We start from the raw sequence: 24,660 nt of genomic DNA on the forward strand, positions 1-24,660 counted from the left end.
GGTATGGCCCGCCCCCCCAGCCGCGATAGTTAGAATTTATGGCGCCGCAGGCCAACCGGGGCGAGTAATACCCGGTATAACAGAAATAAGATAAAGAAATATAATACTTAGGGGGGATACAGAGTAAGGGTTGTAGCTAAATGTGATTGTGTAACCAAAAGTTAATTGTGTAACAAAATGAGAGTCAAAAAAAACAAGGTAGGCGGTTTGAGGTTGCGGGCGGGCAGACCTTATAAATGGCAAGTTGCTGGAAAAACTAAGTTGGTACGGATACCTGCGCTTTATGTAGAGAGGATTTTGCAAGTAGTTTCTTATATGGATGCAAATGAAGGGCAACTTCCTGCTTCTGTAGCTTTTTTCATTACTCCTCCCGATTGTCCGCTTCCTGGATATAAAGCTCGTCCTCAGTTACCATACCCTAGAAATTACAGCGACACTAAGTAGCAACTGACAAAAATTTTGAGTGGCAGCTTGTCCGCGATGATTTTTGTTGTAGGGGAAATGATTTCAATCGGACAAGTTGACGCCAAAATTTTAACGAAGTGGTGTCAGTTGCGGTCGGGTAAGCCCTAGAATTTAAAGTGGTGGAGCCTCAACCTTGAGCAATCGGGGTGCATCCGGTAGGCAGCCCAAAGAAATGCTTTGCAAGAGAAAGAGTAGGTGGGTTTGTTGCTCGGTCGATGGTGACGAATGAATCCGGGAATCTCCCAAAGTAGGTTGCTAGGAGGGGCGGGTTAAGACCCGATAGACAGGCAGTACCGTGAAACGACTGCGCGTGCATACGACCCACCAAAACTTAAGCTGGACTCTCATTTGCACGAGGAAGACTGGCTTTTTAACGTCATACCCTGACGCCAGAAAAGCTGGTTCCACTTGAGCTTTCAATTTTTCAAAAACCTAACTAAACACCAAAAAACCGCTGCTCGAAGATTGGAACCCTTACGCAACGGTTTTGAGGCTTTATCCACATTCAGACTCGCTGTGGGCGAGCTAAATTTATGTACGACAATTCTACTCCAGATAACGAGCAAATTTCAAGCACCCCCAAAAAATTCGACATCCGCGACCATCTCAACAAACTGGAACCAGGCAAAGCCAAAAATTACTATATTTGCCCTGTTTGCGAGGGCCACAGTTTAGGGATTAACTCCAAGAACGGTAAGTACCAGTGCTGGACAAACGCTTGCTCAACCGCTGATATTCGGGAAGCTATCCGGCCACTGGCTGAATTTTTAGCAGAGTGCGAGGAAGAAAAACTTAAGCAACAGGTAAGTAAACCACAGGCATCAAAGCCAAAAGCCAAAAAGAAGGAATACCTACCCGTACCAGTTCCGATCGGCGCGAAACTTCTGAGATTACCCGCACCCGGAAAACCACCCCGAACCGAACAACCTAAATACTTCCCTAAAGGCGTTCCAGATAGTGCTACACAAATCACCTACGCCTACAGCGACACTCAAAAGGTTTTGCGGTTTGATTGGCCCGATGCAAGTAAACCAAAGGGACGCGACAAAACCTGTCGCCAAATTCACATCGACCCCAGTGGCAAGGAAGTCTGGAGCAAAGGCGATACTCGCTGGCCGGCATATCGGATTGATGAAGTTGTCGAACTACTAAAAGCACTACCAGACGGTGAACCCGTTCTCGTTCTGACGCTTGAAGGGGAAGACAATGTAGACCGTGCGAGGGGCATCGGCATCGCAGGACTAACGCTGCAAGGTTCCAATTGGGGTGACCCCGAAATTCAGATAATGCTCGAAACTCTGCAAGCGACAGGCAAAAACGTCAGTGTTGCAGTGTTGCGCGATAACGATGACGCGGGTATCAAGAAAAGTCAAGGAGTCTGGCTGGTTGCCCGTCACATCCGATTCCCTTGTGTGGTTGTTGACCCGTGTGTCATCTACCCAGATATTCCAGATGCGGGAGACATCCGAGAAATCTTGGAAGCCATAGACAGCGAGGAATTTATTCAACGGATGGAGGAAGCAGTCAATAACACTGCAACGGAATTAACTCCTAATATTTCTTTAACTCCTCACCCGCGCACGCGAGAAGAAGTAGTATGCCAGAAGTATGACAGTAGTAAAAGTGACTACATCCCAGACACAGCACCGACTGCACTGCAAAACTTCGTACAGAAGGCAGAGGCTGCACTTTACTCAGACGGTCACTGGAAAGCTATTGGAGGTCAGCTTTATCGCTATGTCGGCAGTCACTACGAATTGCGATCGGAATCCGAGGAAAAGCGCCGTATCGGTGACTGGCTCAATACCTACGCGGAGAAGGTAAAGGGTGTTTGGGTCAACAACCGAGCCAGGTCTAGTAACAGAACTGAGATTCTGACGTGGGTTATCGATCAGAACTGGGTTGACCCAAACAAAATAAATCCTGACGGCTTGAACTGCTCTAACGGGGTAGTGAAAATTAACCCTGACGGTTCTCACTCGTTTGTGCCACATGACCCTAACCAGGTCTATACCTATGTTGGCTGCAAGTATGACCCTGACATTGACCCGACAGATTGCGATCGCCTTTTAGAATGCTTGGAACCGTCGCAGCGTGAGGTATTTTTGCGGACTGCTGCTGCTGCGTTGAATTTGAAGCTTGTTCGCTCCAAGCTGACGGGACGGGGCGTTAAAGGTTTGCTGTGCCACGGCGAGGGGGCTAACGGCAAGGATACATTGCGGGCTGTGTTGTCCGCTGTCTTTGGGCGGGGGATGACTGGCAAGTCGCTGTCAGATTTCAAGTCCTATGACAATGGCCGCAAGTTCTCTCTAGCAGGAATTGAAGGAAGTATTTGTAATTGGGCTTCCGAGAATACTGCAAAAGTAGACCTCGACACCATCCAGAGTCTTAAGCAGTTAATCACAGGCGACATCATTGATATTGAACGCAAGGGCAAGGATGGTTATGAGTACAAGCCTGCGGCCGTCTTCTTTGCCAACTGCAACAAACTACCCTCTATCACTGGAGGGACGGCCGCCATTGATGACCGCTACGGCATCCTGAGTTTCAAGAAGACTTACAAGCACAATGCTGACCCGTCTCAGGGTGAATTAGAGGCTGACCCGCGCTTTAAGGATGATGAGAACTTTATCCTTGAGCGGATTGCGCCGGCGATGCTCAACAAGATGTTGGAGCGGTTGCCACTGCTACTAAAAGAGGGGATTGACTACAAGGCAACCCGTGAGGCGATGCGAGAAGCTCAGGAGGAAAGCCGGCATTTGTGGCAGTTTGCCCGCGAGGTTGGTTTGGAGGTTCAGTCTGGCGGTCGCGTCTGGGTTAAAGATTTGTGGGAGCAATTGCAAGCTTGGTATGAGGATGCAGGGATTCTAGAGCGAGAGACTAGTGGCACCAAGGAGAAGCTGATTTGGAATGAACTTTCCAATAAATATGACGCTCCGGTGAAAGCTGTAAACCAGTTGTATTCAAGGTTGTGCGAGATTTTCCCTAAAGTACAAGTTCACCGATATAACGGTCGTGACGAAATGGAACGGAGAGGGCAAAAATACTTGCTTGGAATTAGCTTTGTACAAAGTTCCACAAGAAGTGGCAAAACTGGGTCGCCAGGGTTGCCAGTAGACGCAGAAAGGGTTACAGGGTTGCCAGGTGAGTTGCCAGAAAATATTGGCAACCCAGTTGGCAACCCAGTTGGCAACCCACAAACCCTTACACAGAGCGCTGGCAACTCTGGCAACTCAATTTCCTCACCTTTTACAGAATTTTTGCAATGGTTCTCAAAACAGCCACAAAGCGAGCGCGAGAAAATGGTAAACATACTCACTCAACCTCAGCAATCTCAATCCCCGCTAAAACCGGAGTCAGAGCCGGCAGTGGCATCAGTACCTGAAGTTATCACCCTAGAGGACGCAGAAAAAATGCGAGACATTGCACTAATCTGGTGGCCAGAGTACCATTCTGAACATTTACAAGCCCTGCTTACTCAAATGTTCGGATGGAATACTCCGGGACGGAAATACAGCACTGCTACTATCGCTGACTGGTTGGAGGGAGAAGACGAGTTAGTCCGTGAGCGAATTGCTGAACTCATCCGTCTCCAAGGAAAAATTTAGCCACTGCCTGACAACTGACGGATCAATCCCATCCCCCTTAACTGGGGGATTTTCATGTCTACAAGTTTTGCCTACAAACTGTTGACACTGTAGACAGATATCAGTTATTGTAGACAAATACTGTATACAGGTGTCTACAATGAGTCAAAGTCAAGTTGTATCGTTTAGGGCTTCTGGTCACTTCCTGAACTGGATAGAAGCTCAGAAGCTAGACGGTGAGTCACTTAGTCAAGCTGCACAACGCATTCTCAAGGAAGTCTCAGGCACGTCTACAGCGCTGTCTACTTTGTCTACACCGATAGTGTCTACATCGTCTACAGATTTGTCTACACGAAGCAATGATAGCGTCGTGTCTACAGAAATTGTAGACACTGTAGACAAGGCTGTAGCCGATCGCCTTGACCCGGTGATGGAACGGATGGCCGCCATTGAGGAACGGCTGGGAAAATTGAGTGCCTGAGTGACGGCAACGATGAATCACTCAGGCAGGAATTGAAAGCGGCCAACAAGCAGCTTGCAGAATGGGATAAGGAACTGAATGAGTTACACGAGCGCAACGGCGATTTAGGACTGAAGGTGCAGATGTTGGAACAAGAACTCAAGGAAGCGCAGCGCGATCGGCAAGCAAATAAAAACTCGGCTCCGACCGTCGCAGAATTTCCAGAGCCGGCCGACCTGCTTAACAAGTTGAAGACCAGACGCAAAAAGTCCGGCGCAAACTTGGCAGATATGGAGGCAGTTTTGGACATACTCAGCTACTTAGAAGAGTAGGACTGAGCTAAAGATGAGCGGAAAACCAGACTCTCGGTAGCTTAGTCAACCTGAAACCCTTGCTACGCAAAAGGATTACCTAACGGGTACGGCAGGACTTGAACCTGCGGCTCGCTGCTTAGAAGGCAGCTACTCTATCCAACTGAGTTACGCACCCAACTCAAAAATCGCTAACAAGATTATTGTATCGGTGCAGTGTGCGATCGAGCAAGTAAATTATTTGATACTCCTCACTGATGAATCAGGGGGATTCTTGATTAGACCACAAAGGGACTTTCAAAGGCGTTATCAATGCGCCTCTACCCACTCAGCATGGACGAATCCAAGCTTTGCGTATACTTTTGGCTTTTTTCGGCTTTCGGAGTCCATCACTTATGCCAGATAGGTACGCTCCACATTTTGATATTTTTTGTCAGTTAAATAGGCTTCCTGCTCAAAGGCAGTAGTGGCTTACTGTGCCGGAATCTCACCGAAACTAAAATGCTTCAACACGTAGATGGTTATTCTTAATCGCTGCACTTATCATATCATTGCGACTCAAGTTGCGATCATTCCACGGCGACGGTCGTCGCAGCCGCTTTCCTCCCCATGTCGGTAGCCCGGTGCTTCTCGCTCGTTTTTTGGTGAACTCGGGTAAAGTATTTAGAGGTCGAGTTGAAACCCAACTATTTGGTCGATCGGATATCTCTCCCCATTAAGACGGAACTCAGACAGCAAAAGAGTCACAGGTGCTTTTTCCCCGATGTCTATTGGTTATGTTAACCTCCCCTAGTGGCAAAGCCTAAAACGCTGACCCCATTACCGCCAAACCAGAGATCGTCCCCTGATTTGAGGTATGAGTTGAGTCAGAATGACTAATTTGCTGATATTGAGTTATGTTGGCTAACATTCTGCTCGACTTGATATTTGATAAAAATGTGGTAGAACTAGGATTGAAAGACTCAGGTGAAAATCCCTGATGGTACGGAGCCTTTATATAAGCTTCCTCTACGGCATCAAAGCAAAACAGTCAATCGCCTGCTCAGCACGAGCGCGAAAATCAAGCGTTGCCAGTACAGCAGTCCTAAATTGTGCGCGGGGGATTTTCCTTCGTGCATTGATTTATACGCCAAGGCTGAGAGACAATCTCAGCTTAGATATTTGTTAGCATTTGTTAGCAAAAAAGTATCGGAACGCTTGAGGAGTTGGACTAAATAGCCAAAAAGTTTACTAAAATTAGTCATACTTAACTTGAATGGTTAACATTCTGGGCGGTATGATTACCTCAGTGCCGAAAACAAAGGCTTAATTATCTGGGAGAGTAAACCACCGTGCAAGTCAAAACTGACCAGCCTGTTACAAGGTCGAACGCGAGTCCGCGTTTCGTTAAATTGGTTGAAAATATTGGATGACTCATGGCTAAAAGCTTCAACTAAAATTAACTCAATTAGGGCGGGCTACACCCAAATTAACGCCTGTGGACAAGAAGGAGCCGACTCCCTTGGGTGAAACAGGAAGCAGACCCTTTAGGAGCAATCCTGATTGAATGGTGAGACTTAAATAAGTTTAGCCAAGTTTTGTGTAGCAGAACCATCTCTGGGTGATCGGGAGCAATCCTGCTAATTTAAGTGGACTCGCTGAATCAAGAATCCCTTCGCCTTTAGGCATCGGGAGTGTCAAAAGCACAGCACCTCGGCCATGACAGGAGTCAAATCGCAGTGTCATGTTTATTCTGAAACGGCAGGATGTTGAAATAACCAATTTTCAACACCCAAAACGGGATCAACAAATTCCCATTCTCAATTATCAGGGGCAGACTTTTCGCCTGATCAGCGCCTTCAACGGCAAGCAAGCAGAAGACGCCAGAGCCTTGTGGCGGGACTTAACCGACAACCGAGGCAAAGCCTGTGTTCTGCTAGAAGAGCCGGATAGATATAGCGTCTGGGGAAAAGTCCGTTTAGATCAGCTTGCCGGTGAAGAACCGGCAGGGAATGAAGCAGCCAAAGCACCACTGTTCGCGCAGGCTTGTCTGCTGCTCCTCCAAGCTGTTTACTTCGATGTAGAAGACCTCTTAGGCGCAAGGCAAGCCACATCGTTTCAGAAAGATATCGCCAAGGTATTTCAGCAGGGAAACTTCCCCCAGGCAGACTCCCCTGATGCGATAAAAAACTGGCTAACCGTTAGTCCCTTGCAAAATCACAAGGTGCCTCCTTGGCAAGAGCAGCATCTCAAGACCTTATTGCAAGAACTCCACCGCTTGGGCAAATCATATTTTGGCAATACGGACTTCGCGGAGGGAGTGAGCGATGTGCTGCAAGATATGCCAGCACCGGATCGGACTCAGTTTCTAGATTGGCTGAAACAATCAGCCCTCAACAAGTTGTGGATCGCAGGATAGAAAATCTGTGACAATTGCTCAGACAATTGGGTCGAGATAATGGATATTAGATAATTGCGCTGTAGGGGGTACGCGATATACAGGTTGGATTGCCAACTTGTATTGACCAACCAAATTGTTGATTCGGTTTGGATGCCACCTATGGTCTGGCAATTTAACTAAGTTTCGATCGCATTACCCGCCTAGAATCATTGATATGAGTAGGGAAATGGGAAAGCAAAAAAACAGATACCTCAACCTTTGAGGGTATAATTTCAGAGATAGATTTGGTACTGTAAAAACCTTAAGGGTGGAGACATCTACCGTATGTCTATCATTATATTTCCGGGTACAAGATCGACTAACAACTAATTTATTGAATTAGTAAATAGATATTATTCTTGCTTAGTCTTTCTATAGTGTACGAGGGCAAAAGCCCCGACGACACACTGAGGACGCCAGTTATCCCGGAAGCGTCAGATCGAGGTTTTTTAAGGTTTTTGGCGAAAGAATCCTCATCTCCAATCAAAGATTGAGATGGGGTGCGTTCAACCGCTAGTTAGGTCTCGTGGAATCCCTATGAGTAGCACTTCAGAAAAGTCATCTACATCTTCATCTTTACTGTCAGCTCAGACCCTAGTGATTGTGGGCATTGTCTGGGCTGTCATGGCGCTGCTGTTCTTTTTGCTGTTCAGCGTCCCCCTCTCAGCAGAAGAGGGTTTACCTCTGTGGTACTCGATCGGCACTTATATTTTTGAATGCGGGGCATACCTGGGAGCTGCATTAGTTTGTTTTAGAAACTGGCAAAGCCCGCACATGGTCAGCGGGCGCAACGTCTGGCTGGGCATTGGTCTGGGGATGCTGTTCTATTTTATCGGCGGTGTGCTATTTGGCATTTGGGAACTGTATTTCGAGGCCGACCCGGACGTGTCCCCCGCAGATGCCTTTTATCTGGGCAGCTATGTGGTACTGATTGGGGGCATGGTGATCGCTGTGACTTCCAAACGGCTGAATCTAGAAATTTGGCAGTGGGCTTTGTTAGCGGGAATTGCAGCCTTCGGGATTGCTGTAGCTATCTGGGTTGCTGCACCTGAGTCTTGGAGGCTACAGCTAGGAATGTCTCCAGCAGCCACCCAGGAAGTAGTGACAGGCTCTGCGCCAGCGCCTGGGGCAAAAGGGCCTGGTTTAGAAAATTCGTCCAACTCCATGGTAAAAGGAACAGCCGCGACTGCTGCTAAATCCGCACCCGAAGAAGAAGAAGCAGCAGCAGAACCAAGTAAAACTCCCGCATGGGTAATAGCACTTGACAAGCAACTGTCGCCTTACGCCTATGCAATCAATTTGTTTTACATCGTCGGGGACGTTTTTCTGCTGATTATTGCTACTGCATTGCTGCTGGCGTTTTGGGGAGGACGTTTTTCCCAATCTTGGAGAATGATTGCGGCGGCAACTTTTTCGCTTTACATCGCAGATATGTACTTTAAATGGCGCGATACTCAGGCTGAGGGTACTTATCAAAGCGGCAGTTTGCTCGAAGTCTTTTTTGTTTTCAGCGCCATCCTGTTCGGAATTGGAGCTATCTTGGAACATGACATCTCAACCCGTTCTCGCCAGAGCAGGCGCAGTCGTCGCGCAGCCTAGCGATTTGAGGTTAGGGTTGCTTTGGCAAGCGATGGGGACGCGAAAGCTGTTTGGCCCTTGTCGGCATCTGTGAGCTTGAAATCGAAAATGAAAAATCACAGTTCGCTGACTGCTAGCCTGCGTCTTTTCACCAAAAAACGAGCGAGAAGCCCTGGCTTTAGACATGGGGAGGAAAGCGGCAGCGACGACCGTCGCCTAACATCTTTATCCTCAATTAATTCCTTCATAGCAGAAGATAGGCTACGACAGATTTGACCCCTGCTGTAGATCGATCTACAGCAGGGGTCAAATCATGAACATAAACAGAATTATATTGTTTATTTTTGACCGGATGAAATCCTACTATGATAGTATAATTTAACAGGGAGGAAAGAGAATATGTTTGGATGCCAACAAAATCTAATAAGTCCCAATACAGACTTAAAAGCAATTCTAGAATTCCTTTGTAGCGAGTCGTCAAAGTTGACGAACTGCGGAATATATTATGCTCGCCAAATGTACTTCAAGACAGGCAAGATACCGAGTAGGGCCCAGTTGCACAAAGTGCTTGGTACAGAAAACCAGAACTTGCATTACAAAGCATTTTATTCGGATACCGCGCAACAGATTTTAACTACCGTCGCTGAGTCTTTTAAATCCTACATTGGACTACTGAGAGGAATTCGCAAAGGCACTGTAACCCAAAGACCTAGATTACCGAATTATCGACAAGGCGGTCTAGCTTTAGTGACTTATACAGGTCGCTCTGTCCGGCTTAAGGATGGACTACTGAGATTCCCATTGGGCAGCAAGGTTAAAACTTGGTTCGGCTTGGATGCTTTCTATCTTCCTCAGCCTACCAATCTCGACTACAAAGCAATCAGAGAATATAGGATTCTACCTCGAAACGGTGCCTTCTATTTAGAGTTGATTTACAAACTGAAAGATGTCCAAGTAGAGGTAGACCAATCCAAGGTCTTGATGATCGACCACGGGATGAACAATTGGTTGACTTGTATCAGCAATGTGGGGACTAGCTTAATAATTGACGGACGACATCTGAAGTCCATCAATCAAGGATATAACAAGCGTGTTGCGTTTTTGATGTCAGGGAAAGCGAATGGTTACTGGTCAAAACGATTGGAGGGTTTAACTGAGAATCGCAATCGCACCATGCGGGATGCTGTCAACAAAGCAGCTCGAAAAGTAATAAATCATTGCTTGCTCAATAAAATTGGTACTGTAGTATTCGGCTGGAATGCTGTCATGAAAAATGGTATTAGTTTAGGAAATAAAACTAATCAAAATTTTGTTCAGATTCCAACTGGCCGGCTAAAATCCCGTATTGCTCAGTTATGCGAGCAGTACGGGATTCGGTTTGTGGAAACCGAAGAGTCGTATACGTCGAAGGCTTCCTTTATCGATCTTGATTTGCTACCTAAATTCTGCGAAAAACCAGAAGGGTGGCAACCTTGCGGTCAAAGAATTAAGCGCGGATTGTACCGTACTCTTGAAGGTTTGTTGATTAATGCTGATTGCAATGGGGCAGGCAAGTGCGATTCGTTCAGTCGAAACCGAGAAATCGGGGGATGACTGGCTTCTACAGGGTAATCCATTAGGATTGAGTTCGCACTTTAATCCCTTGTAGATGACAACTTCACAACCTTGCAGGTGAGCGTAAGTATCCTAGAAAGCGTCAAACCCTGCCCCCCAAACGTAGAGGTGAAAGCATATCCCCCACTGTAGAGACTAGCCATCAATCGGTGAAGCGGGGATAAAAAGCGGAAAGAGCTACTAGCCTAAAGTGGTATCCCGTGAGCAAGTTCCTACGGATAGCGAAAGCGAAGTCACTGCGTGAATCACCGTTACGCCGAACCAGCGAAATAAGGCTTCATGCGCTGGCAGTCCCAAAAGGGCATTAGTACAGGGTGGTATGAGAATTTGGCTCGACATACCTACGTTACCCAAAAACTCGGTGAAAAGGTGACATCCTAACGGAACAAACCAATGGTTGTGAGGAACGAAGTAACCCACCTGATTACTCTCGGAGAGGTCGAAAACTTCGAGCAGTCAGCTAAGACGAAATATCTGGATTTCCAGGTAACAGGTGGTAGAGATTGAGTCAAAAGCCAACGTCTCACTGTAATGGTGAGGATATGCTAACGGACTTACGGTAATACGGATGGTATAGCTACAAGTAGCAATGAATAAGTTATGAACACGGCAGAAAAACCGATGTATGAATGGAACGATATCAACTGGCGAAAGCTAGAGCGTAACGTTTTTAAATTGCATTCATCGGATATATCAAGCGTCTAATCGTGGTGATGTCAAGCTAGTACGCAGACTCCAGAAACTTTTGATAAGCTCTTGGGCAGCAAAAGCCGCTTCGGTTCGTCGGGTAACTCAGGATAATCAAGGCAAGAAGACAGCAGGCGTAGACGGTGTTAAATCACTGAATCCAAAGCAACGTCTCGCATTGATAAATAAAATATCATTGGGTTCTAAGGTTAAACCAACACGCCGGGTTTGGATACCCAAACCAGGGACAGATGAGGAAAGACCTTTAGGTATACCGACAATGGAAGACCGAGCGATGCCGCGCGTTAGTCAAACTGGTGTTAGAACCAGAATGGGAAGCGCGATTTGAACCTAACTCATACGGGTTCAGACCAGGACGCTCGTGCCACGATGCGATAGGAGCAATATTCAATGCGGTAAGTCAGAAATCAAAATATGTTCTGGATGCCGACATTAGTAAATGTTTCGACCGCATTAACCATGATGTACTTCTCTCAAAATTAAATACCTATCCTACCCTACGGAGACAAATCCGAGCTTGGTTAAAAGCTGGTGTTATGGATGGAAACAAGCTGTTCCCAACTGATGAAGGGACACCACAGGGCGGGGTGATTTCTCCTCTACTCGCCAATGTCGCCTTACATGGGATTGAGGAATTGATTAGGGGTTTAGCCCCAAAATTCGAGATGAGAGACTATCGTGGTCATACTTATGGATTACGAGACAAAATCAAATCGATTTCACTGATACGATATGCGGACGATTTCGTAGTCCTCCATGAGGATTTAGAAGTTGTGAAGCTGTGTAAGGTTGAGATAGAGAAGTGGTTAAGTGACATTGGGTTAGAATTAAAGCCGAGTAAAACAAGATTAGCCCACACCCTGAATAAACTAGATGGTGAAAAACCGGGATTTAACTTTCTAGGATTCAACATCAAGCAGTTTCCAGTAGGAAAACACAACTCAAGTAAGGGAACCAGAGGCACTTTATTGGGCTTTAAAACTATTATCACCCCCAGCAAGGAAAGTCAGAAAAGGCACTACAGAAAAGTTGCGGAAGTAATAAATAAATCACGTGGGTTAAACCAAGCGACTTTAATAAAAAATCTCAATCCTATCATTAGGGGTTGGTGTAACTACTTCTCAACAGTCGTCAGTCAGAAAGTATTTGATAGGCTATGGCACTTAGTGGTTTGGAAGCTCCTCAAATGGGGTCGCCATCGTCATAGGAACAAGGGCAGAGGGTGGACACGCCTTAAATACTTCAAAACCGTAGAAGGCAATAACTGGGTGTTCGCAACCGGAGAGGGTAACAATCCTCTAAAGCTCATACAACATAGCTCCACTGAAATAAAACGCTATGTAAAAGTAAAAGGGATGGCATCACCCTATGACGGGGACTGGATATATTGGAGTTCAAGAATGGGAGTACACCCCGAAATACCCGTAAGAGTGGCTAAACTACTCAAGCGACAAAAAGGGAAATGCGCTCACTGCGATAACTACTTCAAAGATGGAGATTCGATAGAGGTTGACCACATCATCCCCAAATCGAAAGGTGGAAGGGAATTGTATGATAATTGGCAGCTACTTCATCGACATTGCCATGACACAAAGACTGCCAATGATGGTAGTCTCGGTAACAAATCTAGCTGCAAAAGTGCTAAACCTAAGCCACCAGTGGAACCAAGCCTTTGGGCGTGGGAAAACGATATGTTGGTAATGACGTACTGATGACAACAGCCGTTTTATTGAGGAGCGGAATGATGGGAAACTATCACGTTCCGTTTTGTAGAGCAGTGGAGGAGGCGACTCCTTCACTGACTTTAATTATCGGTAGAAAAGTAGCGGCAACTTTGGGGCTTTGTCTCAAAGAAGTCAGTAGAGGCGCATTGATAACGCCTTTGAAAGTCCCTTTATGGTCTTAGTCAAGAATCCCCCTGATTCATCAGTCGGGAGTATCAAGTCTTTTTGCTGGAAAACTTGGCATGACGCCTACAAAACTCTCCGATTCAGACAAACGCGAACTCATCAGGCTGTACCGACAGTCAAACGAGAATACTATCACTCTGGCAAAGCGCTACGGAGTGAGCAGTTCGACTGTGAGGCGCATCATTCAGGGGGCTTTGTCGGGGCCGGAATACGAATTTCTAGTGCAGCAAAAACAAAAGCGTTTGTCCTCTAGCACCAGTGTTTCTGAACCGACAGAGAGGACTACTGAGCCGTCGGCAGATGGCGAAATCGATCCTGTAGGTGTCCCCCTGTCGGAGTCAGTCCCCCTCCTGCAGTCAGCCGCAAATTCGAGACCGACGATCCGAAAGCGTTCTGGAGCAGTCCCTGAACCAGTTCCAGAACTCGAAATTCGAGGGAATGTAGAGTCGGATTTGGATGTTTCTGATGTGCCAGATGCCCAAGCAGCCAATCTTGCCGATCGCAGCCACCGTGCTGTTGTAACTGGTGAACTAAAGGCAATGCTGCCAGCATCCGGGCTGCTGGCAGGTGAAGATTTTAGCGATTTCGAGGAAGATGACGAGGATGAGGATGAGGATGAGGATGATTTAGATGACGACTTCGACGAAGATTTAGACGATGAAGACTCTCTATTTGAAGGCCGTCTGCTGGGTTCAATATCGTCAGGGGAGTCGATCCTCTTCGAGGGCTTCGCTAACGAGCTTCGGGGTACAGGGCTGATTGAAGTTTTGCCTTTAAGCGAAGCATCTCTGCCCAAAATTTGTTATTTGGTGGTCGATCGGGCGGCGGAGTTAATCACCAGACCTCTAAAAGCTTTTGGCGAACTCGGTCAAATTCCGGCGGCGGAAATTCGCGAGAAAACTCTGGCAGTGTTTGACAATCACCGAGTGGCCCGCCGGTTTGCTACTCGCAATCAAAGGGTTTTCAAGATTCCTGACAGCAGTATGCTGCAAAAAGCAGCACCTTATTTGCGAGCAAAGGGAATTACTCGGCTGCTGATTGACGGTCAGGTATATTCCCTATAAGGGATCACATCAATTTAATATTGTACGGTGTCGGATTCTTCTGGATTGGCCTGAAATTTAGGACGCGAGTTTTGGGAATCTGAAAGGTTCCACAGCGGTTGCAGTAGCGCACCTCCGATCAGTCCTGCACTCAGGCTCATTGCCAATACTACTCCTACGGGCATTTGTATCGATTGAAAAAAGATAAAGTTTAAGGATACTGGGGCGGCGTTCTGCACTGAGATAATGCCGATCGCGCTTACTAAAATTGCTACTAAAAAACTAATGGCGAGCAGAGGAATTGTTTTCATAAACGGGTTGACAGGCTAGTAATTTAACTTGTATAATTGTTTTATAATCGAAATATGTGTGAAAATTTTATTTTTCCAAACACCCCATTATTTAATAATATACAATTTTATCTGGATAAAAGTCAAGTAGATTCGGAAAAAATTTAGGAATTTTTTAAATTAATTAAAAATTAAAAATAAATAGATAAATTTACAAATCCCAAACTTTAACAAATCCCAGTGTATTGCAAATATATAACTGGCCCAGCAGTATCGATGATTAATGTTCAGAGGCTTTGCCAGAGTTATCAAAAATACGTAAGGTGCGCTTCGGCGCACCTCACAATCCCAAGCGCTAGGGGAAAAACCCCCGTTGGAATAGGTAGAAATTTAAACAGGTTCTAACTGGGAAATTACCTTTTCCATGTGTTGGGCAACTTGGCTTTCTTTTTCCACAGAATTGGTTTCCATGTAAACGCGCATCAAGGGTTCGGTTCCCGAAGGCCGCAGCAGTACCCAGCCACCGTCTTCAAGATAAAGTTTAATCCCGTCTTTGCGGCCGATTTCCTTAACGCCGATACCTGCTATTTCTGTGGGGGGATTCTTGGTAAAAGATTCCAAAACGGCTGCTTTGTGGGCTTCTTCTAGGTGCAAGTCCAAACGTTTGTTGTACAGGGGGCCGTCGGCTTCTTTAATGGCTTCTTCGACTAGCTGAGAAAGCGGTTTGCCTTCATAGGCGATCGCCTCAGCAACTAGCATATCAGCCAAAATCCCGTCTTTTTCAGGAATGTGACCCAAAACGCTCAAACCGCCAGACTCTTCCCCACCGATGAGCACCGCAGTTTCCCGCATTTTTTCGCCGATGTATTTAAAACCGACTGCGGTTTCGTAGATTGTTAAACCGTACTTGGCGGCCAAATTGTCCAGCAAGTGGGTAGTTGCGACTGTACGGACGATCGCCCCAGTCAATCCTTTATTCTTAACCAAGTGACGTGCCAGCAGCAACAGTACAGTATTTGGAGTCAAGACATTTCCCAACTCGTCAACAATACCAAAGCGATCGCTGTCGCCATCGGTAGCTAAACCCAAATCCGCCGAATCCTTCTTAACAGCTTCCACCAACTCAACTAACTGTTCCCCCTTGGGTTCGGGCATTCCGCCACCAAACAGCACGTCGCGGTAGGTGTGAAAACTTTCGACTTCGCAGCCGCAGTGTTCCAAAACGCCGTCGAGATAGCCGCGAGAAGTCGAGTAGAGAGCGTCGTACTTCACCTTCAACTTAGCAGAGCGAATCCGCTCCACATCGATCAAAGTATAAAGAAACTTCAGATATTCGGGTTTCGGGTCAAAACTGGAGATTTTATCGTTGTGGCTGCCTTTGGCTGGGGCATCAGAAGCACCAGCAATATTTGCCACAATGGTATCAGTAATTTCCGGGGTGGCCGGGCCCGCGTAGTCGGGGATGTATTTGATGCCGCAGTAAGGTGCGGGATTGTGCGAAGCCGTGAACATCAGGGCTCCTGCGGAGTTGAGATGCTTGGCGCTGTAGGCGATGACTGGTGTGGGGCAATCTCGATCGACCACTTTCACCGTCCATCCCAAATCTGCCAATACTTCCGCCGAGGTGCGGGCGAACTCGTCTGCCAGAAAGCGGGTATCGTAGGAGACTAGAACTGGGCGGTCTTTGGTGTAAGCGGTTTCTAGGTAACTGGCGATCGCACGGGTGACTTTTCGCACGTTGGCAAAAGTAAAGTCATGGGCAATCAGTCCCCGCCACCCATCGGTTCCGAACTTAATTTCTGTTGAATTGCTGCTAGCGCTCATTTTATCCACTTCCTCTCGTCCTACTAATCCTACCCGAAGGCATAGCCTTAAAGACATACCGGCCGTGCTGTTTGTGAGGATCGATCGCCCGTGGGGCCCGCATCAACCTAATCCTATCGTTGTAGGGACAGGCTTGGGCCTCCGACAGAGGACTCGAACAAGTCAGAGTGGGCAAAATGTGCGGGCTACCGGGCGAGTCACTCGCTAATTGTGGTTTTGAAGGGTAGGTGTTCGATCGAATGGACGACGATCAATTGCGGGCAATTCCCTACGGGATAGCTTCGCTTCACGGCGCAGCTAAAAAACCGAGCGCAAAAAACAGCCCTGGCAATAGCCTTAACGAAATGCACATAAATCTGATTCTCATCTCAAATTTAATTTTTTATTTAGAAAAGCCGATTATTAAATTTGTTAGAGTTTACTAACAATCGCCAGACTCACAATACATTTCTAATTCAGCTATAGAAATAAATTAACCAAAGTCACCCCTAGATCGTGCTGTAGCCTAGCTTCATTAAGAAATTAGGGCGATCGACAAAAGCGCTCCAAAACAAAGATAAAGTATTTCAAGCAGCAGTTTGTTTGAGGCCGATTTGACTTTAATTATCAGATTTTAAGACAAATTAAATTTATTTCCAGTCCTCTTTATAGGTCAAAAAAATAAATTAGGATCGCGATCACAGGGTGATGGTGATCGAGCGCACAATAAATAACGTTATTAACGTGCAACTTATAAAAGATGCAGGCAGTCGAGCCAAATTGCTTATAGCTTTAAGCGTAATGGCTGATGACTGTCAGCTTACAAATGCAGAAAATTGTAGTTGACAACGTTAAAACTTAGGGGAATCGATCGGGTGCGACTTAATAAAAAAACGAGGTTTATCATGACGGGTATTTCACAAATATCTTCAAAATCTTTACCAGCAGCCGACCAACTTCAAAAGACGGCAAGTCAGGCGTCCCAAGGTATTACCGGACTGGACACTGACCAACTCCCAAAAGCTAAATGTGTCAGCGTTTCTTCCTTCGCAGTTAGCTGGGCAAAAAAATATTACAGTACAGTTGCGACACGAGAGAACCAAGGGCCACGCCAAATTCTCCCCAGCCTCGATTTAACTAATTTTGAGGGAAATAGGGCCCCAATAGTTGACAAATTGACAGATACCCTGAAATTAGCCAGCGAGATAGCTTGGAGTAGAGTAGAAGCTCTTTTAGGGAAACAAATAGAGCGGCACGCGATCGATCCAAGTTTAATTAATTCTTTAGAAATTGTCGCCGATTCTCGCACATTATATCGGAAAGCAATAGACGCTTATGCCGATAGAGAACCTGTTTTCCGCTTGTCAGTGCTGGTGGGAAAAGATATTATCAAAGTGAGGCGAAAATACTCAGAGACAGATCCGTTAGTGCTGGGATTTGTGACAATGCAGTTTCAATACACTAGCAAAATCTTGTTAGGATGTCTTTCGGAGTCAGAGCGAGCGGAATTTGCACCCTACTTAAAAGTTGTAGACGACTATCTGCACATTCCCTACGGAGAGATTAACGAGGCTGCGGCGAATCAGCCCCCGAATTCAAGAGCTCTATTAGCCGTTCAGCATTTGTTGCAGCACACGACTCAGATTGCTAGTGCAGTGTACGATCGAGCTAGTGCCCAGCATCAAGGATACCGCAGCAGCAGTGGCTATTTGAGCGATCGGGAGATAAAAATTTCTGGTATCCGGGATGTCGAGATTTTTCAAAGCTATTTGTGCTGGTGCGTTTTGGAAGGTAGTATTCGCCCGGTACAGCAAGAATTGTTTCCAATTTGCGTGATGTTGTACCCCAAACTTCATGTAAGTTGGGAGTTAGTGCAGGATATGCTGCTGATTTTATTTTGGGAAATATGTGAGCGGCTTTCTGCTGAAGATTTAACGGTATTTATACCTTACTTGCGTACTTTGACTGAGATGTTTTCCAGCGATGTGTTTGATAATTAGGGAATTGGGCAAAGGGCAAAGGGCATAGGGCATAGGGCATGGGGTCAAAAAGCGGAACTATCGCCGAGGGATTTGGCATTGGGAATTGCCAATCTCTATTTAAAACTAAAAGCTGCCACTGCCAAACATCCCCAACCGACAATAAAAGCAACTCCCCCCAGTGGCGTAATTGCACCCAGCCATTTGATGTCGCTCAAACTCAGGGCGTACAAACTGCCTGAAAAGATGAGAGTGCCGGCAATAAAAGCCCATCCAGCCACTGCAAAAAAGGTTTGAGACTCTTGGGCGCGGCTCAAGAGTAAAGCGACGAGTAATAGAGCCAGGGCATGGTACATTTGATATCGGGCGCCGGTCTCAAAAATGGTTAAAGCTCGATCGCTCAATTGATTTTTCAAAGCGTGGGAGGCGAAAGCACCGCCTGCAACGGATAAACCTCCGAAAAGGGCTGCGGTTGCTATGAAAATGCGGATTAGGATTAGTGATGACATAATTTAATAATAATTGAATTTTATTTAATTTTACGGTTGTGTGGGGATTGTCGATCGGGTTATTGGTTGGTGGGGGCGGGTTTATCAAGATTATCTGTGGGTGACAAGATTCATCGTTGAACCATCCATACGGATTTTATTCAATATTTTAGCATAAATTTTATCCAACATTTTACAATTCCTGTAGGGGCGGGTTCGCCAACATATTTGACACCCACAGACAAATTATATAAACCCGCCCCCATCCTAGCGATAAATCAACAAATCATTGAATTTAACGATGACGTGGGGACATTTGTAAGGGGTTATCTGTTGGGTGAGGGCGGGTTTATCAAGGTTATTAGTTGGTGGCAAAATTCATATGCGAACCCGCCCCTACAGATTTTATTCGATATTTTACAATGCAAACTGGCCTCACAATTCTCAGCTAAACCTGAAATAGCTACCAGTTAAGCTCAAATTTGAACCTCCTGGGAGAATACTAATTAATTCATTTTGAGCCACCTTGCGGTAAATTGCCGTACCAGTTTGGTTAGCTTGCGAGAAAGGAACTAACAGATAATCATCGGCTTTACCGTGCAATTGGATACTATCTTCACTGGCATTAAAGTCAGCAATCAGCGCGTAGTCACTATCCAGGTTATCGTAGTAAGTGTTATTGACATCTCCCAAAACGAAAGTATCGCTACCACTTCCACCCGTTAAAGTGTCAATTTCCTCAATTCCTGGGTTAATAGCATTGATGTCAACTCCGGTGAGAATATCGTTACCATTGTCGCCTTTAAGTACATCGTTGCCAAGTCCACCAAAAAGCGAATCATTTCCATCTCCACCGATGAGAATATCTTGCCCTTTTTCACCGTCTAAGTAGTCATCATTGAGATTGCCTGATAACACATCTTGACCGGAATTGCCAAAGATTTTATCATTTCCTTGGCGGTCGGAAATAGTATCATCTGCTTGGGTTCCGTTGATAATATCATCCCCAACAGTGCCTTGCAAGCCATTATTCGGGTTAGCAAAACCGAAACCTCGGCTACCAAAAACGGCATAAGTTTTGCCGGGAGAATCTTGAAATAAACTGCCAGGTGCGCCAACAATTATATCATCAATTCCGTCGCCGTTAATATCTCCCCCACCGCTGACAGCAGTGCCAACTAAACCATCCGTTTCTACTCCATTTAAAACTAAGGCATTCTTACCGTTAGCTTCTGCTAAGCTGAAATTAGCTGGAAATTCCTTACTTCCAAAAACAACAAATGTTTTGCCTGCATTGTTTTTATCATCAGAGTTAGCGCTGGAGGCTCCTATTAATAAGTCGTCAAAGCCATCTTTGTTGATATCTCCGGCATAGCTAACGGCATTTCCGGCTGAGCCTTCAGCATCGAAACCGAAGATGGTAAAGCCGTTATTGCCGTTTAATTCAGCGGGGTTGACAATGACAGAGAATCCCTCTTTTTTGCCAAAAATTACGTAGGTTTTGCCTGCGTTAATTTGGTCGCCAACTGTCGCACCGGGAGAGCCAATTACGATGTCTTTATTGCCGTCACCGTTGATATCTCCTGTGGCGGTAAGAGCGATACCAGAACGTTCTTCGGCATTGAGTCCAGCGATGACAAATCCGGTGGTTCCATTTAATTGTGGGACGTTGACGCTGCCAGTAAATCCGCCTTGCTGACCGAATATAACGTAGGTTTTGCCTGCATTAATGCCACCGCTGGTGTTGCCGCCATCTGCACCAATTACAAGGTCGATAATGCCGTCGCCGTTAATGTCGCCGCTGCTGGCAGTACCGCTAGAATTGCCGTCGATGCCGTTAATTACAAAGCCGTTATTGTTGTTAATTTCAGCTAGGTTTAAGTTAGGAGAAAAACCTGTGGTGCGGCCGTAGATGACGTAGCTTTTACCGGGTGTGCCACCGAGGGGGCCGGGTGCGCTGATGAGTACGTCGTCAATGCGATCGCCATTAATATCGCTAATGCCAGTCGCAAAGAGGCCGGCATAGTCAAAGGTGTTGGTTCCTGTGACGGCAAAACCATTATTACCGTTCAAATTAGCGAGGTTGAAATTAGCAGGAAATCCTTTGTTTGTGCCGAAGACAATGTAAGTTTTCCCGGCATTATTTTGACCGTTGACAGCGGCACCGAAAGCACCAATAATAAAGTCTTTGATGCCGTCGCCGTTGATATCGCCGGCACTGCTGACTGTTCCGCCGCTGAAACCTTCGGCATCAGTGCCGTTGAGGGTGAAACCATTTTGACCGTTGAGTTGGGAAAGGTTGACGCTGGCGGGGAATTTTGGAGTGCCAAAGATGACTTGACTTTTGCCTGCGGCGTTGATGTTATTGGGGTCGGCACCGAACGATCCGACTATGATATCGTCAATTTTGTCGCCGTTGATATCTCCGGTTTTGCTGACAGCAACTCCTGAGAAATTACCTGCTTCTGTGCCGTTGAGGACGAAGCCATTATTGCCGGAAAGGTCGTCAAGTTTGAGGCTGTTGATGTTGACATTAACGGTGGCGGCTTGTATTTGTTTGCCGTCTGTTAGGAGATAGTTAAATTTATCGGTGCCGGTGAAGTCTGGGGGTGGGGTGTAGGTGAGTTGGTCGTCGCTTTTATCGTCTGGGGTGTTGTTGTTGTCGAGGGTGATGATGCCGCCGGCAACGGATTTTGTGTTGAATTCTTTGATGGAGAGGGGGTCTTTGGCGGTGGTATCGTTGGCTAGGATATCTATTTTTGTGGCTGTGTTGACGGTGGTGGTGGTAAAGTCGCTGTTGGCGGTGAATGGGGAGGCGATCGCAAGTACGCTATCTGGATCTGGTGCGTTGAGTGCTTCCTCAAGAATGTCAGGATCGAAGTCAGTGAGTACGAGGTCGATGATAGCAGCTTCGCGGGTGGTGGGATTTTTGATGCGATCGCCTATTAGTTGTTCGGCTTTTGCAACATCAGCGGGGGTTAAGTCGGAGATTTTAACTTTCTGGCGGGGGTAATTTTGCAGGGTAAAGGTGTTGGTGTTTTCGCCGGGATTGTAGTCGAATAAGGATTCAGCTTGATTGACTCGCCAGCTATCAGCATATTCGCCGTAAAGTCGCTGTTGGGAAACTGGTTCAGGAATTACAGTTCCGTCGCGTTTTGCTAGGTCATCTTTAGGATTTTTGTTGAAATTGCCTAGTAGTCCTTTGACTTTTCCTTCGCGTTCATCGGTGAGGAAAACCTCGACATTGACGCGGGTAGTTCCTACTACCTTGGCAACAAGTTGGTCGCCAGTTGGATAAACAATGGTATATGTGCTGCCTTCACGATAGATGCGACCGTTTCCAATGGCAAGTGCATCATCGTTGGAAATTTGGGTTGGTTGGCCATCGATTAAAAGTCCTTGACCTTTGTAAATTCCTATGCGTTTGCCACCCAAAACTGTTGCTACGGCAGTATTGTCGGCGACGTTGCTGCGGGGGTTGTTGTTAATAGGTTGTTGTCGGACTTGGATTTTTAGGTCGCCAGTTGTTGATTCAATTAAAGTGAATTCTCCGGCGGCTTGGAAGTCGTGATATTGTTTGTCGATGGTGACGATCCGAGGGTCGTTGTAGGTTGTGCCTCCATTTTTTGGCTGTTCGGGTTTTTGGTCGTTGTCGATGATGATACCTGTTGCATCTATTGTAGTAACAGGATCGTTTGTAGCAAAACTTGAACCATCAGATTTTTTCAGTTTAACTTTAAAAGTTTCGGTTGACTCTGGTTTGTCATCTCCGGTAGTTGGTACAGTAATATCAGCACTAACTTGTCCGGCTGGAATTGTTACTGATCTTTGACCAGGGAAATAGTCTTCACCTGCCTTTGCTGTGTCGTTTTCATATTCAAGTACCAAAAATACTGGCTCATTTGACGGTTCACGACGGGATACTGTGAATACTAGGTTTTCTCCCTCATCTGCACGCGCATCTGAGATGGAATATGGGAGGTTATAAGGAATTTCGTACTCAACTTCAACAATTAAGTTTTTGGTTCCGTTGGGGTTATTATCATCTTTTTCTATATCCCCAATCTTATCAACGCTAAATGAAGGAATTTTAATCAATGCGTCTTCTTGACTACCAACTATTGGAGCTAAATTGAACTGGCTTTCAAGAAAATTTTTCGTAAAAACAGGACCAAATAACGAACTTTCTGCCTTGCTTGCCAAATTTATATCCAACGGAAGTCCAACTTTATAAGCTACTCCACCCTTTAAAAGTTCAGCCTTTAAAAATCCCTGAAGTATAAGATCTACCTCGTTTTTTATTGCACCAACCAGATTATACTTAGCTGTTACCGTCATAATTCCAGACCCAGAAGAAGGAGCCTTGAAGTTGAATCCAGTCCCTAAATTACCTTCTGGACTTCCAACTATCGATCCTTTATCCACTGATACTATAACTTTTACATTCTCTGGTTTAAATGTGAAATTTTGCTCAAGACCCAGTTCCGAATTGACCGTAAAGTTGGCAATATCAAGACTTAAATCAAGATAATTTCTAGCCTCTTCATCTTTGGGAATCCTTAGACTAAAGCCAAGTCCTTTCAGTTCGGCTTCACTTAGAGGAGTATTACCTAATCTATCAACAATCGTCTTTTTTAATGCTCGGTAAGCTGGAATTAACTCGGCAAATGCCGCATCCATATCTCCTTCCAGCTTTATAAAGCTTGCTTTGCCTGTTCCCTTAATGATAGGACCAAAACTAGACGTTTCATCAGATTGGTCAGGTTTTCCTGGTTCAAAGCTCTTGATGTCAGGTGGTGTAATCTCAACTTTAAGTACATCCAAAAACTCACGCTCAAAACTAGCTGGTTGTAAGCTGATCAAGTTAACAGTCTGTTTCGGAAAACCACTGAAGTTTAGTGGTGGAATATCTTGTTTAATAAGTGAACCAGAAGGAGTATTCCCTACCGTAAATTTGTTGAAACTTATGGGACCAATGCCATATTCCAAATCGAGACCAGCATTTGCAACGTTGAATCCAGAACCCCCATCAAATGATGGATTTTGAATAGTGTAAGATGTTGTTATGGAAAAGTCTTCATTATTACCAACATCATTTTTTGAACGATCTGCGGTTACATTGACTGGATATGAAAAACTTGCACGTCCCAAATTGCCTAAATTTGCATAAGGAATTAATCCAAAAGATGTTTCTACATTCCCGTTTAATCCAACTAAACTGACAGGACTACCTGGGGGTAAAGTTAAGTTGAATGGTACATTTAATGGTGGGTTTGTAGATAGCTTATCATATCTAAAGTTACCATCATATTTAATATCATTCCAAACACTTACATCTTTGGCAAAAAAATCAAGCGTATCTGATTGTACTTTCTGCTCGATCGCCCTCAATTCCCCATCCAAAACAACGATCGCAGAATCATCCTCACCCTTCAACCCCGCCAATTCCCCCTGACTCAACGCCTTACCTTGAACTAAATCCGAAAAAATCTCCCCCTCATCCCCGATCGCATCTACACTATTAATCTGCGAATCAACAAAATGCCCAAACTCTTCCAGCAAAACACCCGCAACAGCCGTAACATTCCCCGCATTTTTGGCAAGGAATTCCCGCGACAGATAAATCTTCCCTGTCGCAGCCGCAAACGCACCCAAAGCACCATTAATCTCAGCTTCGGAACGAATCTCAATCTCTGGAAATTCGCTAAAATCTCCCTGTGCCCAAGCTGATGCTAACTTGACTGCTTTCTCAACATCAAAGCTGTTGCCGAATGCTACTTGCATTTTAGCCAGAAAATCTGGAGTTGTCGCCAAACTGGTGAGGGTATTCTGCGCGATGTCTGCGACTGTCTTCGCCTCCGCACTTCCCATTCTCAAAGCGCGATCCTCGACATCCGTACCTACTTCTGTACCGAAAAACTCATCATCTGTTAGCCATTTCATAATCCGATCTCCTCAAAAAAACTAATTATTGCCAAAAAACACAAAAGGCCGGGAAAGTGACA

The 24,660-nt window shown here is 45.8% G+C and carries 15 protein-coding genes, 1 tRNA gene and 1 pseudogene; 12 read left to right on the forward strand and 5 right to left on the reverse strand.

Annotation, left to right across the window (positions count from 1 at the left end):
* The first annotated feature begins 177 nt into the window (after positions 1–177).
* From QUB35_RS19600 to QUB35_RS19615, 4 genes are all read left to right on the forward strand, one after another.
* Positions 178–444 carry a hypothetical protein gene (locus QUB35_RS19600; protein ID WP_333143444.1) on the forward strand — a complete coding sequence of 89 codons (267 nt, stop codon included), beginning with the start codon at positions 178–180 and terminating at the stop codon, positions 442–444.
* Positions 445–998: 554 nt separating this feature from the next.
* Positions 999–4,073: a DUF5906 domain-containing protein gene (locus QUB35_RS19605; RefSeq protein ID WP_333143445.1), complete on the forward strand. Its 3,075-nt coding sequence runs from the start codon at positions 999–1,001 to the stop codon at positions 4,071–4,073.
* Positions 4,074–4,212: 139 nt separating this feature from the next.
* Positions 4,213–4,533: a hypothetical protein gene (locus QUB35_RS19610; protein ID WP_333140985.1), complete on the forward strand. Its 321-nt coding sequence runs from the start codon at positions 4,213–4,215 to the stop codon at positions 4,531–4,533.
* Positions 4,534–4,565: 32 nt separating this feature from the next.
* Positions 4,566–4,844 (forward strand): flagellar alpha dynein, encoded by a 279-nt coding sequence (locus QUB35_RS19615; protein ID WP_333143446.1) that lies wholly within the window; start codon positions 4,566–4,568, stop codon positions 4,842–4,844.
* An 83-nt stretch (positions 4,845–4,927) separates the two neighbouring features.
* Here QUB35_RS19615 and QUB35_RS19620 read toward each other — a convergent pair.
* A tRNA-Arg gene (locus QUB35_RS19620) sits at positions 4,928–5,001 on the reverse strand.
* Positions 5,002–6,546: 1,545 nt separating this feature from the next.
* On the opposite strand from QUB35_RS19620, the gene QUB35_RS19625 reads away from it, so the two are divergent.
* The 6 genes and pseudogenes from QUB35_RS19625 to QUB35_RS19650 all read left to right on the forward strand — a co-directional run bounded on the left by QUB35_RS19625 (position 6,547) and on the right by QUB35_RS19650 (position 14,116).
* A complete protein-coding gene (locus QUB35_RS19625; RefSeq protein WP_333055855.1) occupies positions 6,547–7,221 on the forward strand; it encodes an Npun_F0813 family protein in 675 nt (224 codons plus the stop codon).
* 558 nt (positions 7,222–7,779) lie between these two features.
* Entirely contained in the window at positions 7,780–8,841 is a 1,062-nt protein-coding gene (locus tag QUB35_RS19630) for a hypothetical protein (RefSeq protein ID WP_333143447.1), read from the forward strand.
* Positions 8,842–9,219: 378 nt separating this feature from the next.
* Positions 9,220–10,413: a transposase gene (locus tag QUB35_RS19635; protein ID WP_333143448.1), complete on the forward strand. Its 1,194-nt coding sequence runs from the start codon at positions 9,220–9,222 to the stop codon at positions 10,411–10,413.
* A gap of 621 nt (positions 10,414–11,034) precedes the next feature.
* Positions 11,035–12,854, forward strand: a pseudogene (gene ltrA / locus QUB35_RS19640) (group II intron reverse transcriptase/maturase).
* Positions 12,854–13,048: a hypothetical protein gene (locus QUB35_RS19645; protein WP_333143449.1), complete on the forward strand. Its 195-nt coding sequence runs from the start codon at positions 12,854–12,856 to the stop codon at positions 13,046–13,048. The pseudogene ltrA and the gene QUB35_RS19645 overlap by 1 nt, the downstream one beginning before the upstream one ends.
* A 60-nt stretch (positions 13,049–13,108) precedes the next feature.
* A complete protein-coding gene (locus QUB35_RS19650; protein ID WP_333143450.1) occupies positions 13,109–14,116 on the forward strand; it encodes a hypothetical protein in 1,008 nt (335 codons plus the stop codon).
* Between the two features lie 14 nt (positions 14,117–14,130).
* Here QUB35_RS19650 and QUB35_RS19655 read toward each other — a convergent pair whose 3' ends face one another.
* Both QUB35_RS19655 and QUB35_RS19660 read right to left on the reverse strand, forming a co-directional pair.
* On the reverse strand, positions 14,131–14,406 hold the full coding sequence (locus QUB35_RS19655) for a LapA family protein (protein ID WP_333081696.1): 276 nt from the start codon (positions 14,404–14,406) through the stop codon (positions 14,131–14,133).
* Positions 14,407–14,775: 369 nt separating this feature from the next.
* Positions 14,776–16,209 (reverse strand): phosphoglucomutase/phosphomannomutase family protein, encoded by a 1,434-nt coding sequence (locus tag QUB35_RS19660; protein ID WP_333143451.1) that lies wholly within the window; start codon positions 16,207–16,209, stop codon positions 14,776–14,778.
* A gap of 239 nt (positions 16,210–16,448) precedes the next feature.
* Between QUB35_RS19660 and QUB35_RS19665 the strand changes: the two genes are divergently transcribed.
* Together QUB35_RS19665 and QUB35_RS19670 are read left to right on the forward strand one after the other, a co-directional pair.
* Positions 16,449–16,634, forward strand: coding sequence for a hypothetical protein (locus QUB35_RS19665; protein WP_333143452.1), 186 nt, complete (start codon positions 16,449–16,451; stop codon positions 16,632–16,634).
* Positions 16,635–17,093: 459 nt separating this feature from the next.
* A complete protein-coding gene (locus QUB35_RS19670) occupies positions 17,094–18,188 on the forward strand; it encodes a hypothetical protein (RefSeq protein ID WP_333143453.1) in 1,095 nt (364 codons plus the stop codon).
* Between the two features lie 95 nt (positions 18,189–18,283).
* On the opposite strand, the gene QUB35_RS19675 is transcribed toward QUB35_RS19670, so the two are convergent.
* Together QUB35_RS19675 and QUB35_RS19680 are read right to left on the reverse strand one after the other, a co-directional pair.
* On the reverse strand, positions 18,284–18,676 hold the full coding sequence (locus QUB35_RS19675; protein ID WP_333143454.1) for a DUF423 domain-containing protein: 393 nt from the start codon (positions 18,674–18,676) through the stop codon (positions 18,284–18,286).
* Between the two features lie 423 nt (positions 18,677–19,099).
* Positions 19,100–24,598 (reverse strand): VWD domain-containing protein, encoded by a 5,499-nt coding sequence (locus QUB35_RS19680; RefSeq protein WP_333143455.1) that lies wholly within the window; start codon positions 24,596–24,598, stop codon positions 19,100–19,102.
* Positions 24,599–24,660 lie beyond the last annotated feature (62 nt).

Origin of the sequence: Microcoleus sp. B13-B6, from assembly GCF_036705405.1 — a bacterium.
Taxonomy (GTDB): domain Bacteria; phylum Cyanobacteriota; class Cyanobacteriia; order Cyanobacteriales; family Microcoleaceae; genus Microcoleus.